Source organism: Pseudomonas sp. HLT2-19-2 (assembly GCF_054898005.1).
Window position 1 is genome coordinate 449333 of sequence record NZ_CM142712.1, and the last position, 17150, is coordinate 466482.

Here is a 17150-nt window from a genome sequence, read left to right on the forward strand (position 1 = left end):
CTGTATCGAATGGCCAGCATTGACTAAGGTGCAAGCGCTACCTTTGGAGTGTCTAAATGATTGCTGTGGTGTTACCCGCTGCACCGCGTGTGCTGATTGCCGAGGCCGACCCCTGGTCCCGCGACCTGCTCAAGCAGGTGTTGTTGAATGTGCGCTGCGACGCACGGCTGGATCTGTGTGCTGATGGGCAGGAAGCGCTGCACCTGTTGGCGGAGAACCCTTACGACCTGGTGATCGTCGACTGGGAGTTGCCCGGCGTCGATGGTTTGAATGTCTTGCGCAGTGTCCGTCAGCGTAAACGCAACCCACCGCTGCCGTTCATTCTGATGAGCAGTCGCAACGACAGCGCCAGCGTGCGCGAAGTCTTGCCCCTTACGCCTGCGGCGTATCTGACCAAACCCCTGAACATGGCAAATCTGACTCACCGTCTGCAGGATTTGCTGATGAACGCTGGTGAAGAGTTGTCCTGCGAAGCGCCTTCGCTGGCGCCAGGCATGACCTTGTCGGTTTACCTGGAACGTCGACGTGAGCTGGCCGACGGCGCGCCACTGATGACCGACGTACAGTTGGCGGTCAAACGCAGCCTCAATCCCAACGGCCTCGATCTGACATTGCTGCATGACGAGATTCGTACTGATCCGCAGATCACCGCCGTGTTGATCGCCGCCGCCAACAGCGCCGGTCATCACTTGGGTGCCGCGGTACAGACTCTGTCCCAGGCGCTGCACCGCCTCGGTACTGGGCAAAGCATGAACCTGATTCTGGGGCTGGCCCTCAAGCGCAGTGCCCGCCTTAGTGATCCATTTCTGGCCGACTATGCCGAGCGCTATTGGGAGTTATCGCTGCGCACCGCCGAATATGGCCGGACCTTGGCGCGCTTGCTGGATCTGGATCAGGAGCGCTGTTATTGCGCCGGTATGCTGCATCGCCTCGGCGACCTTGCGCTTTTGCGGTGTTTGCAGGAATGGAAGCAGGCCGGTGGTGAGCTGGATGAATGGGAGGAGGTCGGCGAGGCGCTGGCCGAATTCGGTGCGGCCTATGGTTCGGCGCTGCGTGCCCGCTGGCGCCTGCCGCTGGAGCTGCGAGAGCTGATTGCGGCGGTTTACCAGTTCGGTGGCGGGGTTTACTCGCGCGAAGCGCTGGTGATGAACATGGCTGCGCAATTGGCGCGGCTGACCGAGCATGAGGGCATTGAGGCGCTGGCGAAGAGCCGGACGGCGCGGTTGCTCAAGATCGGATTGCCGGAATTGATGCGTTTGCGCAAAAAATAAACCTAGATCGTTCCCACGCAGAGTGGTCTGACCCCAAAAACCTAGCCCGAAATGATGCAGTTCTTGCCCTGGCGTTTGGCTTCGTACATCGCCGCATCCGCGCGGGCAAACAGACTGTCGACGCTTTCGTCCTCAGCGGTGAGGCTGGTCAGGCCCTGGCTGACGGTGATGCCGAACGTCTGCTCGTCATGGGTGAAGCTTAATCGCTGAATCTCCCGTTGCAGGCGCTCGGCCACTTGCATGGCCATGTCTGGCGCGCAGCCGGGAAACACCGCTGCGAATTCCTCGCCGCCAATTCGCCCGAACACATCACCGCGACGCAACGCCGCGCGACCGCTCTCTGCGATACGCTGTAGCACGTTGTCGCCCTCCAAGTGGCCGTAGGTATCATTGATCACTTTGAAATCATCGATGTCCAGCAGCAGGAACGCCAGCGGCGTGCCTTGGAGCCGTGCCTGTTCGAATTCACCGTGGGCACATTCGAAGAAGTGTCGACGGTTGCTGCTCTGGGTCAGCACATCGGTGGTGGCCAAGCGTTGCAGCTCGATTTCCATCTGCTTCTTGTCCGTAATGTCTTCGGCAATACCGACGATGATCACGGGTTGCCCCGGCTCGGCCTGGCGGTTGATAAAGCACTTGTCACTGAGCCAACGGACCTGGCCGTCGGCGGTAATGATTCGGTACTCGCGGTCTTCAATGGCGCCTTTGACCAGCACTTCGGCCAGGCTGCGTTCGGCATAGTCCAGGTCGTCGGGGTAAATGCTATCGCGCCATTGGTTGTAGTCGGACAGCAACAGGCCTGCACAGCGGCCGAAAATCCGTTCATACGCTGGGCTGACATAGAGCACCTGGCGGGATTCCCAGTCAAAAGCCCAAAGCACCGCGTTAACGCTCACCAGCAGAGCGCTGAACAGCTGTTCGCGTTCGCTCAGGCGCGCCACTTCGCCTTGTGCATGCATCAGCGCTAGCAAGGTTTGCGCGGCCTCGGGCCACTGCGGGAGGGATGAGTCTTGTAGGTTTTTATTGACCATCGACACAAAGTCTCAAAGGGCGTGTGCCGTTCGAGGTTCGAAAGCGGCCTGCCTGGATGGCGAAGTGTCTTTGAGATAGGAGATTTGGAGCTAAGTTCCGAAGGGTGCGCCCACGAACGGGGCGCACCGATCAACGGCGTCAGACAGCGGCGGGGCGCAGGGAGTAGGTTTTCAACTGATCGGCGAAGTCGCGCAGGGATTGAATCCCGCTGGCTTCGGCTTCGTGTACCCAATCCTTGATGGCGGCCAGCATATCGTGACCATTTGAGCTGGTCTTGACCCAGATCTGCTGCAAGGCCAGGCGTTTCTCGTAAATTACCTTCAGCGCCTGACTGTGCTCGAGCATGGTCTGGATGCGAATGTGGTGTTGGTCATCCAGCAAACTGGTTTCCCGCGAGAGTAGGCGCTTGGCACGGTGGAACTGGTGACGGACCGAGTGATCGACCTTTTCCAGCTCTTGTTTGACCAGCGGCGCGATCACCAATTTGCGGTACTGGGCCATGATCTGGAAGCGGTTGTTGAGGATCGCCATGGCGGTGTCCATGTCCAGGTTGCCTTTGCCTTCCACCCGGTGGGCGATGGGCGCGACCCGCTGAACCTTGGCCAGACGCAGGAAACTGAACACCTGGATCCAGGCCCAGCCGAGATCGAATTCCCACTTCTTCACTGACAGTTTTGCCGAATTAGGATAGGTGTGATGGTTGTTATGCAGTTCTTCGCCGCCGATCAGGATGCCCCAGGGCACCAGATTGGTCGCCGCATCGCGGCATTCAAAATTGCGGTAGCCGATAGCATGGCCAAGCCCATTGACCACGCCGGCGGCCCACACCGGGATCCACATCATCTGGATGGCCCAGATGGTAATGCCTATGGTGCCGAACAGCAGCAGGTCGATGACGCCCATGATCGCCACGCCCAGCAGCGGAAAGCGGCTGTACAGATTGCGTTCGATCCAGTCGTCGGGGCAGTTCTTGCCGTAGATGCGCAGGGTCTCGGGGTTTTCCGCTTCGGCGCGGTACAGCTCGGCGCCTTTGCGCAGAACGGTGGAGAGGCCCTTGATGACCGGGCTGTGCGGGTCATCGACAGTTTCGCATTTGGCGTGGTGCTTGCGGTGGATAGCGGTCCACTCACGGGTGTTCTGCGCCGTGGTCAGCCACAGCCAGAAGCGGAAGAAATGTTTCAGGCCAGCATTGAGCTCTAAGGAGCGATGGGCTGAATAACGGTGCAGATAGACCGTGACGCCGATGATCGTCACGTGGGTCATCAGCAGGGTGACTGCCACCAGTGTCCAGGGCGACAAGCCGAGAAAACCTTCGTACCACATAGTCTATTGGGCCCTCGATAAAGAAAAAACAGCCGTTGCATTATCACCAAGCCCACAGATAAAACCAGTCGCCCTTTCAGATAAGAGTGGCTGGATGTGTCTTTAAACTAAAATTCCATACTTTTTGAAGGGACATGGACAGCCGAATGTCTGCTACCTATCGCGATGCTTTGCGCGCAGCACTGCTTTACCTTCTGGTTTCCGTAGCTTGGCTGCAGTTCAGTGGCCATTTATTGAACAGTTTCTTCGATAGCTCTGCTGAGCTAATGCGATGGAAACTGATCAACGGTTACGCCTGGGTGGTGTTCAGCTCCGGGTTGATTTTCCTCGCTCGGGCGCGATTGTTCCGTTGCCTGGGGATCGGCGCCAAGTTGCGTGAACGCACCGAAGACCGCGAGCGTTTGCGTCAGGCCGCCGCGGTGTTCGATTGCACCCGTGAAGGGGTGCTGGTCACTGATTGCAAAGGCTTGATCGTTCATGTGAACCGGGCCTTTATGGAAATCACCGGCTATCAGTGTGAGGAAGTGCTGGGTCAGCAACCCAGTTTGTTCAAGTCCGGTCATCACCCGCCGGATTTCTACCAAGCGATGTTCGCGACACTCAACAGTATTGGCGAGTGGAGTGGGGAAATCTGGAACCGCCGCAAAAGCGGCGAGATTTACCCGCAATGGCAAACTATCCGCATCATTCACGACGACCGGCGGCGGGTTAGCCATTACGTCGCGGTGTTTTCCGACATCAGTGCGATCAAGAACTCCGAGCATGAACTGACGCACTTGGCCCATCACGATCCACTGACCGACCTGCCCAATCGACTGTTGTTCACCGATCGTGCCGAGCAGGCCCTGGCGTCGGCGCAGACTCACAAGCGCGGCTGCGCGTTGCTGCTGATCGATCTGGATCACTTCAAGATGATCAACGACAGTCTCGGACACACCATCGGCGACCAACTGCTCAAGGCCGTCGCCGAACGCTTGAAAGCCATGTTCGGACCGGGGATCACCCTGGCGCGGCTGGGCGGTGATGAGTTCGCCGTGCTGGCTGAAAGTTGCCCGCAGTTGATGCATGCCGCGGCGCTGGCTCAGCGGATCATCGAGGGTCTCAAAGAACCGGTCCAGATTGACGGGCATCAGTTGTTTATCAACACCAGCATCGGCATCAGCCTGTTCCCCGGCGATGCGTTGAGTGCCGAGCAATTGTTGCGCAACGCGGACTCTGCACTGTTCAAGGCCAAAAGTGCTGGCCGCGACGGCTACGCCCTCTACACCGAAGAATTGACCGCCCATGCCCAGCAACGGGTCGAGACCGCATTCGAATTGCGCCGTGCGCTGGAACAGCAGGAATTACGGGTTTATTACCAGCCGGTTCACGACCTCAAGACCAGTCGCCTGATTGGCGTCGAAGCGCTGGTGCGCTGGGAACATCCGCAGCGCGGGCTGGTGTCGCCGGCAGAATTCATCCCCATCGCCGAGCGCACTGGTTTGATTGCCGAAATCGATGCCTGGGTCATGCAGCAGGCCTGTCAGCAGATGTGCCAATGGCAGGCGGCGGGTGTGCTGTTGTCGTTCATCGCCGTGAATGTTTCGTCTCGGTTGTTTGCTCGTCGCGAGCTGTACCAGCAGGTGGCGCAGGTGTTGCACGAAACCGGGCTGGATCCGGCGTATCTGGAGCTGGAAGTCACTGAAAGTGCGGTGATGGAAGACCCGGAAGTGGGGCTGGAACAAATGCACCGGCTGCGGGAGCTGGGCGTGCGACTGGCCATCGATGACTTCGGCACGGGGTATTCGTCGCTGCTGCGCCTCAAGCGATTGCCGGTACAGAAACTCAAGATCGATCAGGGCTTCGTTGCCGGGTTGCCGTGGGATGAGGATGACGCGGCGATTGTGCGGGTGATCATTGCGCTGGCCCAGAGCATGGGAATGCGGGTTCATGCCGAGGGGATCGAGCAGGTCGAGCAGGCGAGTTTCCTGCTCGAACACAGCTGCGATCTGGGGCAGGGGTACTGGTTTGGACGGCCGGTGCCGGCCGGGCAGCTGGATTGGGATCGTGTTCCACAGATTCTCCAGCCCTGATCGTTCCCACGCAGAGCCTGGGACGATCAGCCCTGCGTGGGAACGATAAATCTTCTGGTTATATAAACATTCTTAAATAGTCTTTTTAAGAATATCTGCGCTTATCTACTATTGCTCTCACGCCGCAAGCAGTCCCGCCACTGCCAGGCACCTCTAGTCGAAGGAGCAGCACCATGAGCGCATCCCTACGTAGCGTTGACGGCCAGGACGAGGCAACCATTTTGCGTGAGATCCAGAGCGCTTTGCGCGATCTGCGTTTTGGCGCGGTGGAGATCACCGTGCACAACGCCCAGGTGGTCCAGATCGAACGCAAAGAAAAATTTCGTTTGCAGAATCCAAGCAACAAACCGAGTTAAAAACCGGCACCCCGATACCAGCACACCATAAAAAAAGCCAACACAATCAGAATTCCAGGAGCTTTTACCATGTCGTCGATTCGTCATTTCGCTTTGGCCGCCCTGGCCAGTGCCCTTTTTGCTGGTTCCGCGGTTGCCAAGGATTACGAACTGCTCAACGTGTCGTACGACCCGACGCGTGAGCTGTATCAGGACTACAACGCTGAATTCGTCAAGTTCTGGCAGAAAGACCACGCTGGCGACAGCGTGAAAATCCAGCAGTCCCACGGTGGTTCAGGCAAGCAGGGCCGTGCGGTGATCGACGGCCTGCGCGCCGATGTAGTGACCCTGGCCCTGGCCGGTGACATCGACGAAATCGCGAAGCTCGGCAAGACCCTGCCGGCGGATTGGCAGAAGCGTCTGCCGGAAGCGAGCACGCCGTACACCTCGACCATCGTGTTCCTGGTGCGCAAGGGCAACCCTAAAGGCATCAAGGACTGGGGCGACCTGACCAAGAATGGCGTGGAAGTCATCACCCCGAACCCGAAAACCTCCGGCGGTGCGCGCTGGAACTTCCTCGCCGCCTGGGCCTATGGCCTGAAAGCCAACGGCGGTAACGAAGCCAAGGCCAAGGAATACGTGCAAACCCTCTTCAAGCACGTTCCTGTGCTGGACACCGGTGCTCGCGGTTCGACCATTACCTTCGTCAACAACGGTCAGGGTGACGTGTTGCTGGCCTGGGAAAACGAAGCCTTCCTGGCCCTGAAAGAAGACGGCGGCGCTGACAAGTTCGACATCATCGTGCCTTCGCTGTCGATCCTCGCCGAACCTCCAGTCGCCGTGGTCGACAAGAATGCCGAGAAAAAGGGCAACACCGAGATCGCCGAAGCGTACCTCAAGCACCTTTACAGCCCGGCCGGTCAGGAAATCGCGGCGAAAAACTTCTATCGTCCACGTGACAAGGATATTGCTGCCAAATACGCCAAGCAGTTCCCGACACTGGACCTGGTGACCATCGACAAGGACTTTGGCGGCTGGAAAACGGCCCAACCCAAATTCTTTAACGACGGTGGTGTGTTCGACCAAATTTATCAGGCGCAATAACCTGAAATAAGCCATAAACGAGCCCCGGATTGACGTTCGGGGCTTTACGCGTTCTCAACCAAGGACTTTTATGTCGCGTCGTATCTCCCCCGTCATACCCGGCTTCGGGCTGACGCTGGGCTACACCTTGGTGTACCTCAGCCTGATTGTGCTCATTCCACTGGCGGCGATGTTCGTCCATGCCGCCCAACTCACCTGGGATCAGTTCTGGGCGATCATTTCGGCGCCTCGCGTGCTGGCGGCATTGAAGCTGAGCTTCGGCACCGCGCTGTACGCTGCGATCATCAACGGCATCATCGGCACGCTGCTGGCCTGGGTGCTGGTGCGCTACACCTTCCCGGGGCGCAAGATCATCGATGCAATGATCGATCTGCCGTTCGCGCTGCCCACTGCCGTGGCCGGTATCGCACTCACCGCGCTGTACGCTCCTAACGGTTTGGTCGGTCAGTTCGCGGCGGACCTGGGTTTCAAGATCGCGTATACCCCCCTCGGCATCACGCTCGCACTGACGTTCGTTACACTTCCATTCGTGGTACGTACAGTACAGCCAGTATTGGCCGATATCCCACGTGAAGTTGAAGAAGCAGCCGCGTGCCTGGGTGCGAAACCCTTGCAGGTTTTCCGCCATATTCTGGTTCCCGCGTTGCTGCCAGCCTGGCTGACCGGCTTCGCTTTGGCCTTTGCCCGCGGGGTCGGCGAGTACGGTTCGGTGATTTTCATCGCTGGCAACATGCCGATGAAAACCGAGATCCTGCCGCTGCTGATCATGGTCAAACTCGACCAGTACGATTACACCGGCGCTACGTCCATTGGTGTACTGATGCTGGTGGTTTCTTTCGTCCTGTTGCTGCTGATCAACTTGCTGCAGCGGCGCATCGAAACCCCATAAGGAGGCGCGAAAATGTCCCAATCGTCTATTAGCGCCGCTTCCTCGGCCAACGCTGCCCGCCGTGGCAGTGCCACTTCGCGGCGCATCCTGATCAGCCTTGGCTGGCTGATTTTTGCGCTGTTTCTGTTTTTACCGCTATTCATCGTGGTGTCCCAGGGCTTGAAAAATGGCCTCGGTGCGTTCTTCACCGCGATCTTTGAGCCCGACGCTTTGTCGGCCCTGAAACTCACGGTGATTGCCGTGCTGATTTCAGTGCCGCTGAACCTGGTGTTCGGTGTCAGCGCCGCGTGGTGCGTAAGCAAGTACTCGTTCCGCGGCAAGAGCATGCTGGTGACGCTGATCGACCTGCCGTTTTCGGTGTCGCCGGTGATCGCCGGTCTGGTCTATGTGCTGATGTTCGGTGCCCAGGGCATTTTTGGCCCGTGGCTGCAGGACCACGACATCCAGATCGTCTTCGCCTTGCCGGGCATTGTGCTGGCGACGATTTTCGTCACCGTGCCATTCGTGGCGCGCGAGCTGATCCCGTTGATGCAGGAGCAAGGCACTCAGGAAGAAGAGGCCGCGCGTCTGCTCGGGGCCAATGGCTGGCAGATGTTCTGGCACGTCACTGTTCCCAACATCAAATGGGGCCTGATCTACGGCGTGGTGTTGTGCACCGCGCGGGCGATGGGTGAATTCGGTGCGGTGTCGGTGGTTTCCGGGCACATTCGCGGGGTAACCAATACCCTGCCGTTGCACGTCGAGATCCTCTACAACGAATATAACCACGTGGCCGCGTTCGCCGTGGCGAGCCTGTTGCTGATCCTGGCGCTCTTCATCCTGCTGCTCAAGCAGTGGAGCGAAAACCGTATTAACCGCCTGCGCGCCAGCGCCGCGGAGGAATAAGTCATGTCGATTGAAGTGCGTAACGTCAGCAAGAATTTTCACGCGTTCAAGGCGCTGGACAACATCAGCCTGGACATTCACAGCGGCGAACTCGTGGCGCTGCTTGGCCCGTCCGGTTGCGGCAAGACCACGCTGTTGCGGATCATCGCCGGTCTCGAAACGCCGGATCAGGGCAACATCGTGTTCCACGGTGAAGACGTCTCCGGCCACGACGTGCGTGATCGCAACGTCGGTTTCGTGTTCCAGCACTACGCGCTGTTCCGCCACATGACGGTGTTCGACAACGTCGCGTTCGGCCTGCGCATGAAGCCGAAAAACCAGCGCCCGAGCGAAAGCCAGATCGCGGTGAAAGTCCACGAACTGCTGAACATGGTGCAACTGGATTGGCTGTCGGATCGCTACCCGGAACAACTCTCCGGCGGTCAGCGTCAACGTATCGCGTTGGCCCGCGCGCTGGCGGTGGAACCGAAAGTCCTGCTGCTTGACGAGCCCTTTGGTGCCCTTGACGCCAAGGTCCGTAAAGAATTGCGTCGCTGGCTCGCGCGGTTGCACGAAGACATTAACCTGACCTCGGTATTCGTGACCCACGACCAGGAAGAAGCGATGGAAGTCGCCGACCGCATCGTGGTGATGAACAAGGGTGTGATCGAGCAGATCGGCTCACCGGGCGACGTCTACGAAAACCCGGCCAGCGATTTTGTTTATCACTTCCTGGGCGATTCGAACCGGCTGCATCTGGGCGAAGACAATCACGTGCTGTTCCGTCCGCACGAAGTGTCGCTGTCACGTCATGAGATCGAGGATCACCACGCGGCCGAGGTGCGGGATATTCGTCCATTGGGTGCGACGACGCGGGTGACGTTGAAGGTCGAAGGCCAGAGCGAATTGATCGAAGCTGAAGTGGTGAAGGATCACGACAGCCTGATCGGGCTGGCGAAGGGCGAGACGCTGTTCTTCAAGCCGAAGGTCTGGCAGAAAGTCGCTAACATCTAAGATCAAAAGCTTCGCGGGCAAGTCGGATCGCCGCACCGCTCGCTCCTACAGGGATATCCGTGACCTGTAGGAGCGAGGCTTGCCCGCGAATGCGATTTAGATCGCGGCGCGATTCGGATTAACCCGCACACCGCCCACCCGCGCCTCGATCTGCTCTTTCAGCTCACGCCGAATTCCCAGCAAAAATGCCAACTCCACCACCACAAACAACGGCCCGACAATCAACCCCGTCACATCATCGACAAACGCCGGTTTGCGTCCTTCGTAGTGATGACCGACAAACTGAATCGCCCAACCCACCACAAACATCCCGATGCCACTGGCAAGCCAGACCAGCATGCTTTGCTGCGCGAGCACATGCCCCAGCCAAACGCAAAGGCCCAGCAACACCGTCATCAGCACGCCCAGCCGTAACTCCAGGCGCAGATAAAACCACGCCGAAGCCAGCGCCAAAAGCACCGCCGGTGACACCCAAACCCCGGCCAGCGACCACTCGGGCCGTGACAGCAGCACCGCAACCGCGACGACGATCAGCGGAATGCCGACAAAATGGGTGGCAATATTGCGCGGGTCACGGTGGTAAGCGGCGTATTGACTGAGATGGTCGACGAGGCTTTTCATTGTTGTTCCTCCTGTTGGGTGATGGATCATGCCCCGGGTCGACAACTCGCTCTGTCAGCCAGGCGACAATCTCTAGGAGTTTTCATGGATAAGCAGGTCTGGCGTCCACGCCTGATGAGCGGCCAGTGGTTCAGCCATGTACCTGTTCCCTTACAGGATAGTCTGCTGGCCGCCGCCAGGGTGCGGCGGTTGTCGCCGGGCCAGCGGCTGTTCAAGCGCGGCGATCTTGCGTGCGGCCTGTACGCGGTGCTCGAAGGTTCGGTGCGCATCGGCGCGGTGAGCGAGCAGGGTAAGGAGGCGTTGCTGAGCTTGGTGGAGTCGCCCCACTGGTTCGGCGAAATCGGCCTGTTCGATGGTCAGCCGCGTACTCATGATGCATTCGGGCTGGGCCATTGCATCCTGTTGCACATCCCGCAAACCGTGCTGCTGGCGTTACTTGATGAGCAACCGGTGTACTGGCGGCAACTGGCATTGCTGATGAGCCAGAAACTGCGCCTGACGTTCATCAATCTCGAACAGCTGAGCCTAATGCCAGCCGCTGCTCGACTGGCTCATCGCTTGCTGATGATCGCCGAAGGATATGGCGAGATCGATCCGCCACGACGGGTGTTGCAACTGCCTCAGGAGCAATTGGCGTCGATGTTGTCGCTGTCGCGCCAGACCACCAATCAGATTCTCAAGGACTTGCAGGGGCAGGGGATTGTGAATCTTAAGTACGGCGAGATCGAAATTCTGGATGCGGAACGATTGCGGATGTTGGCGATTATTTAAAACCAGGTGTTAGTGGTGGGCTTTGGATGCGAAGGCGTTTAGCCTGTGATGACGACAATTGAGGTGTGCCATGCGTGTGTTGTTAGTGGAAGACGAACCCGAGACCGCCAAACTCCTGGCCAAGGGCCTGAGCGAGGCAAGTTATTCGGTGGATGTGGCGCTCAATGGAATGGACGGCCGGCGCTTTATTGAGTCTGGCAAATATGAGCTGATCATCCTCGACGTAATGCTGCCAGGGCTCAACGGCTGGCAGTTGCTGCAACAGATCCGCAAGCTCGGTGAAACGCCGGTGTTGCTTCTAACGACCAAGGATGGAATCGAGGATCGCCTGCGCGGGTTGGAGTTGCATGAGGAAGATTACCTGCTCAAGCCGTTTGCCGTGAGTGAACTGGTGAAGCGGGTGCGCAAGTTGTTGCGGCGTGATCAGCGGCGCTGAGACCGCTCCGTTCAATACATGAGCTAGACTTCGGCTAGGCAATGCATTAAATACAATGCAAATCTATTTTTTCAATGAATTTGCACTGTATATGATGCGGGTGAGCGGATGGAAAGCCTCGGTGAACTGATCAGGTTGCTGCGCAAAGAGCGAAAGATGTCTCAACAGGACCTGGCAAAGCAGTACGGCATGAGCCGCGCCACGATTTCAGGCATCGAGAACAACACGGTCTCCGAAATCGGAATCCGCAAGGTTGAAGCGATACTTAACGGCTTCGGTTATGAACTCACGGCCGTACCTCGGCAGTCGAAGCGCCCGACGCTGGATACCCTGAAAAAGGTTAACTTCCATGGCTGAGAGAAGCGATGCGGACAGGCTGCACATCAGTGTTTCCGGCACCACAGTCGGAACCCTCACAGTGCGAGCATCGTCGACCGATTGACCCATCGAGGGGCAACGCATCTGGTCAAATCCTTTCGGCCAGAGGAATACCCTGAACTTGCTGCCAATGAGTATTTCTGCATGAGGGCCGCGCTACATTCGGGTCTTGAGGTGCCGAAGGTTGAGCTCAGCGAGCACGGCAAATTCCTGTTCGTTAAGCGCTTCGATCTGAATGAAAAAGGTTATCTGGGCTTTGAGGATTTCTGCGTGCTCAATGCCTGGCCTTCGAAGGCCAAATACGATGGTTCGTACGAAGGCGCCGCGAGGCAGATCAAAGAGTTTGTCTCCCCGTCATTGCTCAACCACGCCCTTGAGTCTTTTTTCAAAATCGTGGCGTTGTCGTCCGCTCTGAAAAATGGCGATGCTCACCTCAAGAACTTCGGTGTGCTGTACGAACATGGAGGTGCTGATGCGCAAATCAGACTTGCTCCTGCCTACGACATCGTCACGACTTCGGTCTACATAAAAGTAGACAGCATGGCGTTGCTGTTAGGCGGATCAAAGGCATGGCCCAAATACAAAATGCTGGTGCGTTTTGGCCGATCGTCTTGCAATCTGACTGAGGGACGGTGCAATCAACTGCTGCAGCAAGTCGCTCATGGAATAGAAGTGGCAATGGCGGATATGGTTGATTACATCAAGGTAAATAACGTTTTTGCCGAGGTTGGTGAAGCGATGATAGAACAGTGGAAATCAGGCGTAGCGCGCAGCTTGGTCAAAAGCTGATCACCGCAACCCATCCCGAAACTGCCCCGGCGTTATCCCCGTCCAGCGCTTGAACGCGCGGCTGAAGCTGCTCGTATCAGCGAACCCTAGCAGATAGCTGATCTCGCTCAATGAGCATTGCGGATCGCGCAAATGCAGCAGCGCAAGATTTTCGCGGCTTTCGTTGAGCAATGTATCGAACCGGCAACCCTCGTCCGCCAGATGCCGTTGCAGGCTGCGCAAACTCAGGTGCAGGGTCTGGGCGATGTGTTCGGCGCTGGGCTCGCCTTCCGGCAATTGCTCCTCAATGGCGTCGCGAACTTTACGTTCCCAGGTCAGGGGTTTGAGTTGTGCAAGGGTGCGTTTGAGCACAGCCTCGTTGTGCTCGGCCAGTTCCGGGTTAGCGTCGTCAAGGTGGCTATCGAAGTCCACGACGGCAAATTCCAGTCGGTCTTCATCGGCGGCGAAGTACACCGGGGAGCGGAAGACTTTGTGCCATTGATGCGGATCTGCCGGTTCCGGGCGGCGCAGGTACACCGCCAGCGGGGCGTAATCGCGGCCCAGGCGATTGCGACAGGTGCGTACGTAAATCGCCGTGAAGGCATCGATGGCTTCGAAGGCCGGGGCCGGATTGCCTGGCGGGATTTTCAGGCGGAAGTGGTAGCGGTCCTCGGCGCGGGTCAGTTCCAGTTCCAGGGCGTCGCTGACCACCTGGTGATAACGCACGATGCGCTCGAACACTTCTCGCAGACTGCCGCTGGCCACCAGCGCATAACCGAGTGCGTGAAAGGTGGTTGGGCTTACGAAACGCGATACCCGCAAACCAATCGCCGGATCGCCGCTGACTTGCACGGCGATTTCCCATAGGCGCGTGGTGCCGGACAACGGGTAACGGGCGTTCGGGTCGTCCATCAGTTGCGGGTCGAGCCCCGCCTGTTGGCACAGGGCGGTGCTGTCGAGGCCCAGCGCATCAAGTTGCTTGCGCAGGGCGCGGGTCCAGCTGGCGAGGGAGGTCGGTTCAGTCATGCTGATTGGCGCTTCCGGTCAACAAGTTGGCGTTCACGGCTACCGCTTTGCGAGGGTTCACAAGGCAGGATGCGAACATCAATAACCAGAGGATGGAAGCATGCACGGTACTTCTGCAAGTCCCCAGCGACTGAATGCAGCACAACGATCAGCGCATATTCGTGAAGTAGTGCTGGCCAAGGGCGTTGAACTGCGTCAGCGCTACCCGATTCTCAACCATCAGGACGCCTTGGGCGCGGGCATTCTGGCCTTCGCTCTGGTCGGGATGATTGGCTCGGCGACGCTCTACATGACTGGGCATATGGCCTGGTGGGCGTGTCTGTTGCTCAATGCGTTTTTCGCCTCGTTGACTCACGAGCTGGAACACGACCTGATTCATAGCATGTACTTTCGCAAACAGCGCGTGCCGCACAACCTGATGATGGGCCTGGTGTGGCTGGCGCGGCCGAGCACGATCAATCCGTGGATTCGCCGGCATCTGCACCTCAATCACCACAAAGTCTCCGGCACAGAATCCGACATGGAAGAGCGCGCCATCACCAACGGCGAGCCGTGGGGTTTCGCGCGGCTGTTGATGGTCGGCGACAACGTGATGTCGGCGTTTATCCGTATGCTGCGGGCCAAGACCTGGGCTCACAAGATCAGCATCATCAAGCGCGCCCTGAAGGTCTACGCGCCACTGGCGCTGGTGCATTGGGGGGCGTGGTACCTGTTTCTCGGCTTTCACGCGGCTAACGGCATCGCTCATCTGCTGGGCGCGCCCATCGAATGGTCGGCGACCACGTTGTCGGTGATGCACGTCATCGATATCGCGGCGGTCGTGATCATCGGGCCGAATGTGTTGCGTACCTTTTGCCTGCATTTCGTCAGCTCGAACATGCACTACTACGGTGATATTAAGCCGGGCAACGTGATCCAGCAGACCCAGGTGCTGAATCCGTGGTGGATGTGGCCGTTGCAGGCGTTCTGCTTCAACTTTGGCAGCAGCCACGGCATCCATCATTTTGTGGTGAAGGAACCGTTTTACATCCGTCAGATGACCGTGCCGGTGGCGCATAAGGTCATGCGCGAGATGGGTGTGCGGTTCAATGATTTCGGGACGTTCGGGCGGGCGAATCGGTTTGTGCGCAAGGAAACAACAGAAGAGCAGGAGGTTCGTGCCGCTCAGGCTTGATCGATGCGCTCGGAAACTCAAACGCTGGTCATCAATTTGACCCAAAGGGACGCTAAGTTGTGCAGCAAGGAGTGATTGCCATATGCAATTTCGGCCTAATAAAGTTATTAAATATTCCTTTATTAGATAACCGTTTCAGCCAATCATCGCATCCAGTGATGTTGATCAGCGCTAGCAGATTTTGAGTTTCCGGGGCCGTCTCCTTGGCAGGGTGCGGTCCCTTTTTTTGTCTGTACCCAATTGCTCTATATGCTTTATAGATCTTAATAAATAGCTTCTTATTCCTTAACGAATATAACTCTCCTCCCTATACTTGCTCAGGAACAGACACGCAGCAGGAGAGTTCCCCCATGCGCAACGAATCAATTCGCTACCTGATTGTGCCGGGCTGGCAAGGATCGCCAGAAGATCATTGGCAAAGCCATTGGCAGAACAGCCTGCCGAACAGCGCGCGGGTGGAGCAGGCCGACTGGCTGACGCCGCGTCGTGAAGACTGGGTGGCGGCACTGGCCGAGGCGATTGCCGCCGACAGCACGCCGGTGATCCTGATTGCCCATAGCCTGGGTTGCATCACTGTCGCGCATTGGGCTGCCACTGCACCCGTGCAGTTTTTGCGTCAGGTTCGCGGCGCCTTGCTGGTCGCCCCTGCGGACGTCGAGCGCCCGGCCTGCGCACCGGCCCTGCGCAACTTCGCACCGATTCCAACAACCCTTTTGCCCTTTGCGAGCCAAGTCGTCAGCTCCGACAACGACAGCGCCGTGAGCACACCGCGTGCGTTGGAACTGGCACGTAACTGGGGCGCCGAGGCGGGGATTTTGTCGGGTGCCGGGCACATCAATGTGAAGTCCGGTCATCAACGCTGGGAGCAGGGTTTTGCTTATCTCTATCGCCTGCAAAACCGAATGGAACACCACGCCCTGCGACGCGCTTAAACCTTTTTTTGCTTTTGTTTTTAAAACAACGCCCCCCGTCTCCCGGCGGTTTTGGGCGGGAGTCTGCCATGAGTTTTGAAGCCTTCGGTCAGCCACTGCTGACGTTCCCCGACGCAGAAAAAAGTCCTCTGAGCATTCGCGCCAAGGCGCTGGTGTTTGTCGATCCGCGTTCGCGTCAGTTACGCCAGGAGCTGGAGCTAATGGCGCCGCGCTTGATCTCGGTGTTGATCCGTGGCGAAACCGGCAGCGGCAAGGAGTTGCTCGCGCGGCACATCCATCGCGCGAGTGATCGCGGCGGGTTGTTCGTGTCGGTCAATTGTGGCGCGATCAGTCCGACTTACGCCGATGCGGAATTGTTCGGTTATGCCGCTGGCAGTTACAGCGGATCGGCCAGCAGTCGCGCTGGCTGGTTCGGTTCTGCCAACGGCGGGACGCTTTATCTGGATGAAATTGGCGACCTGCCGCTGCCGATCCAGATCAAATTGCTCGCGGCGCTGGAAAACCACGAAGTCACTCGTGTCGGCGCTCAACAACCCAGCCCGGTGGACGTGCGCCTGGTGGTAGCTACCAGCATCGACCTGGCCCAGGCGGTGGCCGCCGGAAAATTCCATGAGCGGCTCTACCACTACCTCAGCGAAGGCCAGCTCGAACTGCCAGCCTTGCGTGATCGGGTGGGCGATATTTTGTCGCTGTCGGAATATTTCCTCGGCATCTATAGCCAGCGCCTGGACCTGCCGGTGCCGCTGATCAGCGACGCCGCGCAGTATCTGTTAGAGCAACACAGTTGGCCGGGTAATACTCGTGAGCTGGAGAACGTCATTCACTTTGCGTTGTTGGTCAGTACCGGCGATGAGATTTTGCCGGAGCATTTGAATCTGCCTGAAGCGCCCACCTCGCTGGCGCAGATCGAGCGGCAAGTGGCTCAAACGATCAAAAACGGCAGCGCTGCAGAGCGATCCGCACTCAAGCATTTGCTCGAAAGCCTGACACAGACGCTATAGCGATCTGTATGAACAAAATGGAATATGAAAGTGAATAAAAGATATTGTTCGGGAATAAAAAATCCCGGTATTGTCCGCCTCACGCCAGCGATAGCACTTCACTGGCACTCGTACTAAACAAGCCGTCGTCGATGACGAC

The 17150-nt window shown here is 58.0% G+C and carries 17 protein-coding genes and 1 pseudogene; 14 read left to right on the top strand and 4 right to left on the bottom strand.

What is annotated here, in order from left to right:
- Positions 1-56 precede the first annotated feature (56 nt).
- The gene (locus ACYZTU_RS02095; RefSeq protein WP_461967691.1) at positions 57-1271 is read left to right on the top strand and encodes an HDOD domain-containing protein; all 1215 of its coding nucleotides are present in this window, start codon (positions 57-59) and stop codon (positions 1269-1271) included.
- Positions 1272-1312: 41 nt separating this feature from the next.
- Here the strand turns inward: ACYZTU_RS02095 and ACYZTU_RS02100 are convergent, their stop codons facing one another.
- Both ACYZTU_RS02100 and desA read right to left on the bottom strand, forming a co-directional pair.
- Positions 1313-2302, bottom strand: a complete 990-nt coding sequence (locus ACYZTU_RS02100; RefSeq protein WP_461970933.1) for a GGDEF domain-containing protein — start codon at positions 2300-2302, stop codon at positions 1313-1315.
- Between the two features lie 139 nt (positions 2303-2441).
- On the bottom strand, positions 2442-3626 hold the full coding sequence (desA, locus tag ACYZTU_RS02105; RefSeq protein WP_461967693.1) for a delta-9 fatty acid desaturase DesA: 1185 nt from the start codon (positions 3624-3626) through the stop codon (positions 2442-2444).
- A gap of 146 nt (positions 3627-3772) precedes the next feature.
- Between desA and dibA the strand changes: the two genes are divergently transcribed.
- The 6 genes from dibA to ACYZTU_RS02135 all read left to right on the top strand — a co-directional run bounded on the left by dibA (position 3773) and on the right by ACYZTU_RS02135 (position 9904).
- Complete coding sequence (gene dibA / locus ACYZTU_RS02110; RefSeq protein WP_461967695.1) at positions 3773-5698, top strand: phosphodiesterase DibA; 1926 nt, start codon at positions 3773-3775, stop codon at positions 5696-5698.
- Positions 5699-5871: 173 nt separating this feature from the next.
- Positions 5872-6054 carry a sulfur starvation response protein OscA gene (gene oscA / locus ACYZTU_RS02115; RefSeq protein WP_007945260.1) on the top strand — a complete coding sequence of 61 codons (183 nt, stop codon included), beginning with the start codon at positions 5872-5874 and terminating at the stop codon, positions 6052-6054.
- A 69-nt stretch (positions 6055-6123) separates the two neighbouring features.
- Positions 6124-7137: a sulfate ABC transporter substrate-binding protein gene (locus ACYZTU_RS02120; protein ID WP_461967697.1), complete on the top strand. Its 1014-nt coding sequence runs from the start codon at positions 6124-6126 to the stop codon at positions 7135-7137.
- 70 nt (positions 7138-7207) lie between these two features.
- Positions 7208-8026: a sulfate ABC transporter permease subunit CysT gene (cysT, locus tag ACYZTU_RS02125; RefSeq protein WP_449642873.1), complete on the top strand. Its 819-nt coding sequence runs from the start codon at positions 7208-7210 to the stop codon at positions 8024-8026.
- A gap of 12 nt (positions 8027-8038) precedes the next feature.
- Positions 8039-8911, top strand: coding sequence for a sulfate ABC transporter permease subunit CysW (gene cysW, locus ACYZTU_RS02130; RefSeq protein ID WP_449642874.1), 873 nt, complete (start codon positions 8039-8041; stop codon positions 8909-8911).
- A 3-nt stretch (positions 8912-8914) separates the two neighbouring features.
- A complete protein-coding gene (locus ACYZTU_RS02135) occupies positions 8915-9904 on the top strand; it encodes a sulfate/molybdate ABC transporter ATP-binding protein (protein ID WP_461967698.1) in 990 nt (329 codons plus the stop codon).
- A 96-nt stretch (positions 9905-10000) separates the two neighbouring features.
- Here the strand turns inward: ACYZTU_RS02135 and ACYZTU_RS02140 are convergent, their stop codons facing one another.
- Positions 10001-10525 (bottom strand): Mpo1 family 2-hydroxy fatty acid dioxygenase, encoded by a 525-nt coding sequence (locus ACYZTU_RS02140; RefSeq protein ID WP_461967700.1) that lies wholly within the window; start codon positions 10523-10525, stop codon positions 10001-10003.
- A gap of 84 nt (positions 10526-10609) precedes the next feature.
- Between ACYZTU_RS02140 and ACYZTU_RS02145 the strand changes: the two genes are divergently transcribed.
- The 4 genes and pseudogenes from ACYZTU_RS02145 to ACYZTU_RS02160 form a co-directional block, all read left to right on the top strand.
- The gene (locus ACYZTU_RS02145; protein WP_461967701.1) at positions 10610-11296 is read left to right on the top strand and encodes a Crp/Fnr family transcriptional regulator; all 687 of its coding nucleotides are present in this window, start codon (positions 10610-10612) and stop codon (positions 11294-11296) included.
- Between the two features lie 70 nt (positions 11297-11366).
- Complete coding sequence (locus tag ACYZTU_RS02150; RefSeq protein ID WP_449642878.1) at positions 11367-11732, top strand: response regulator; 366 nt, start codon at positions 11367-11369, stop codon at positions 11730-11732.
- A 108-nt stretch (positions 11733-11840) separates the two neighbouring features.
- The gene (locus tag ACYZTU_RS02155; protein WP_449642879.1) at positions 11841-12089 is read left to right on the top strand and encodes a helix-turn-helix domain-containing protein; all 249 of its coding nucleotides are present in this window, start codon (positions 11841-11843) and stop codon (positions 12087-12089) included.
- A gap of 60 nt (positions 12090-12149) precedes the next feature.
- A pseudogene (locus ACYZTU_RS02160) lies at positions 12150-12899 on the top strand (type II toxin-antitoxin system HipA family toxin); the annotation flags it as partial.
- Here the strand turns inward: ACYZTU_RS02160 and ACYZTU_RS02165 are convergent.
- Entirely contained in the window at positions 12900-13904 is a 1005-nt protein-coding gene (locus ACYZTU_RS02165; RefSeq protein ID WP_449642881.1) for an AraC family transcriptional regulator, read from the bottom strand. It lies immediately after the preceding pseudogene.
- Positions 13905-14004: 100 nt separating this feature from the next.
- Between ACYZTU_RS02165 and ACYZTU_RS02170 the strand changes: the two genes are divergently transcribed.
- From ACYZTU_RS02170 to ACYZTU_RS02180, 3 genes are all read left to right on the top strand, one after another.
- Positions 14005-15078, top strand: coding sequence for a fatty acid desaturase (locus ACYZTU_RS02170; RefSeq protein WP_461967702.1), 1074 nt, complete (start codon positions 14005-14007; stop codon positions 15076-15078).
- 350 nt (positions 15079-15428) lie between these two features.
- On the top strand, positions 15429-16010 hold the full coding sequence (locus ACYZTU_RS02175) for an alpha/beta hydrolase (protein WP_131060534.1): 582 nt from the start codon (positions 15429-15431) through the stop codon (positions 16008-16010).
- Positions 16011-16078: 68 nt separating this feature from the next.
- Entirely contained in the window at positions 16079-17011 is a 933-nt protein-coding gene (locus ACYZTU_RS02180; RefSeq protein ID WP_461967703.1) for a sigma 54-interacting transcriptional regulator, read from the top strand.
- Positions 17012-17150 lie beyond the last annotated feature (139 nt).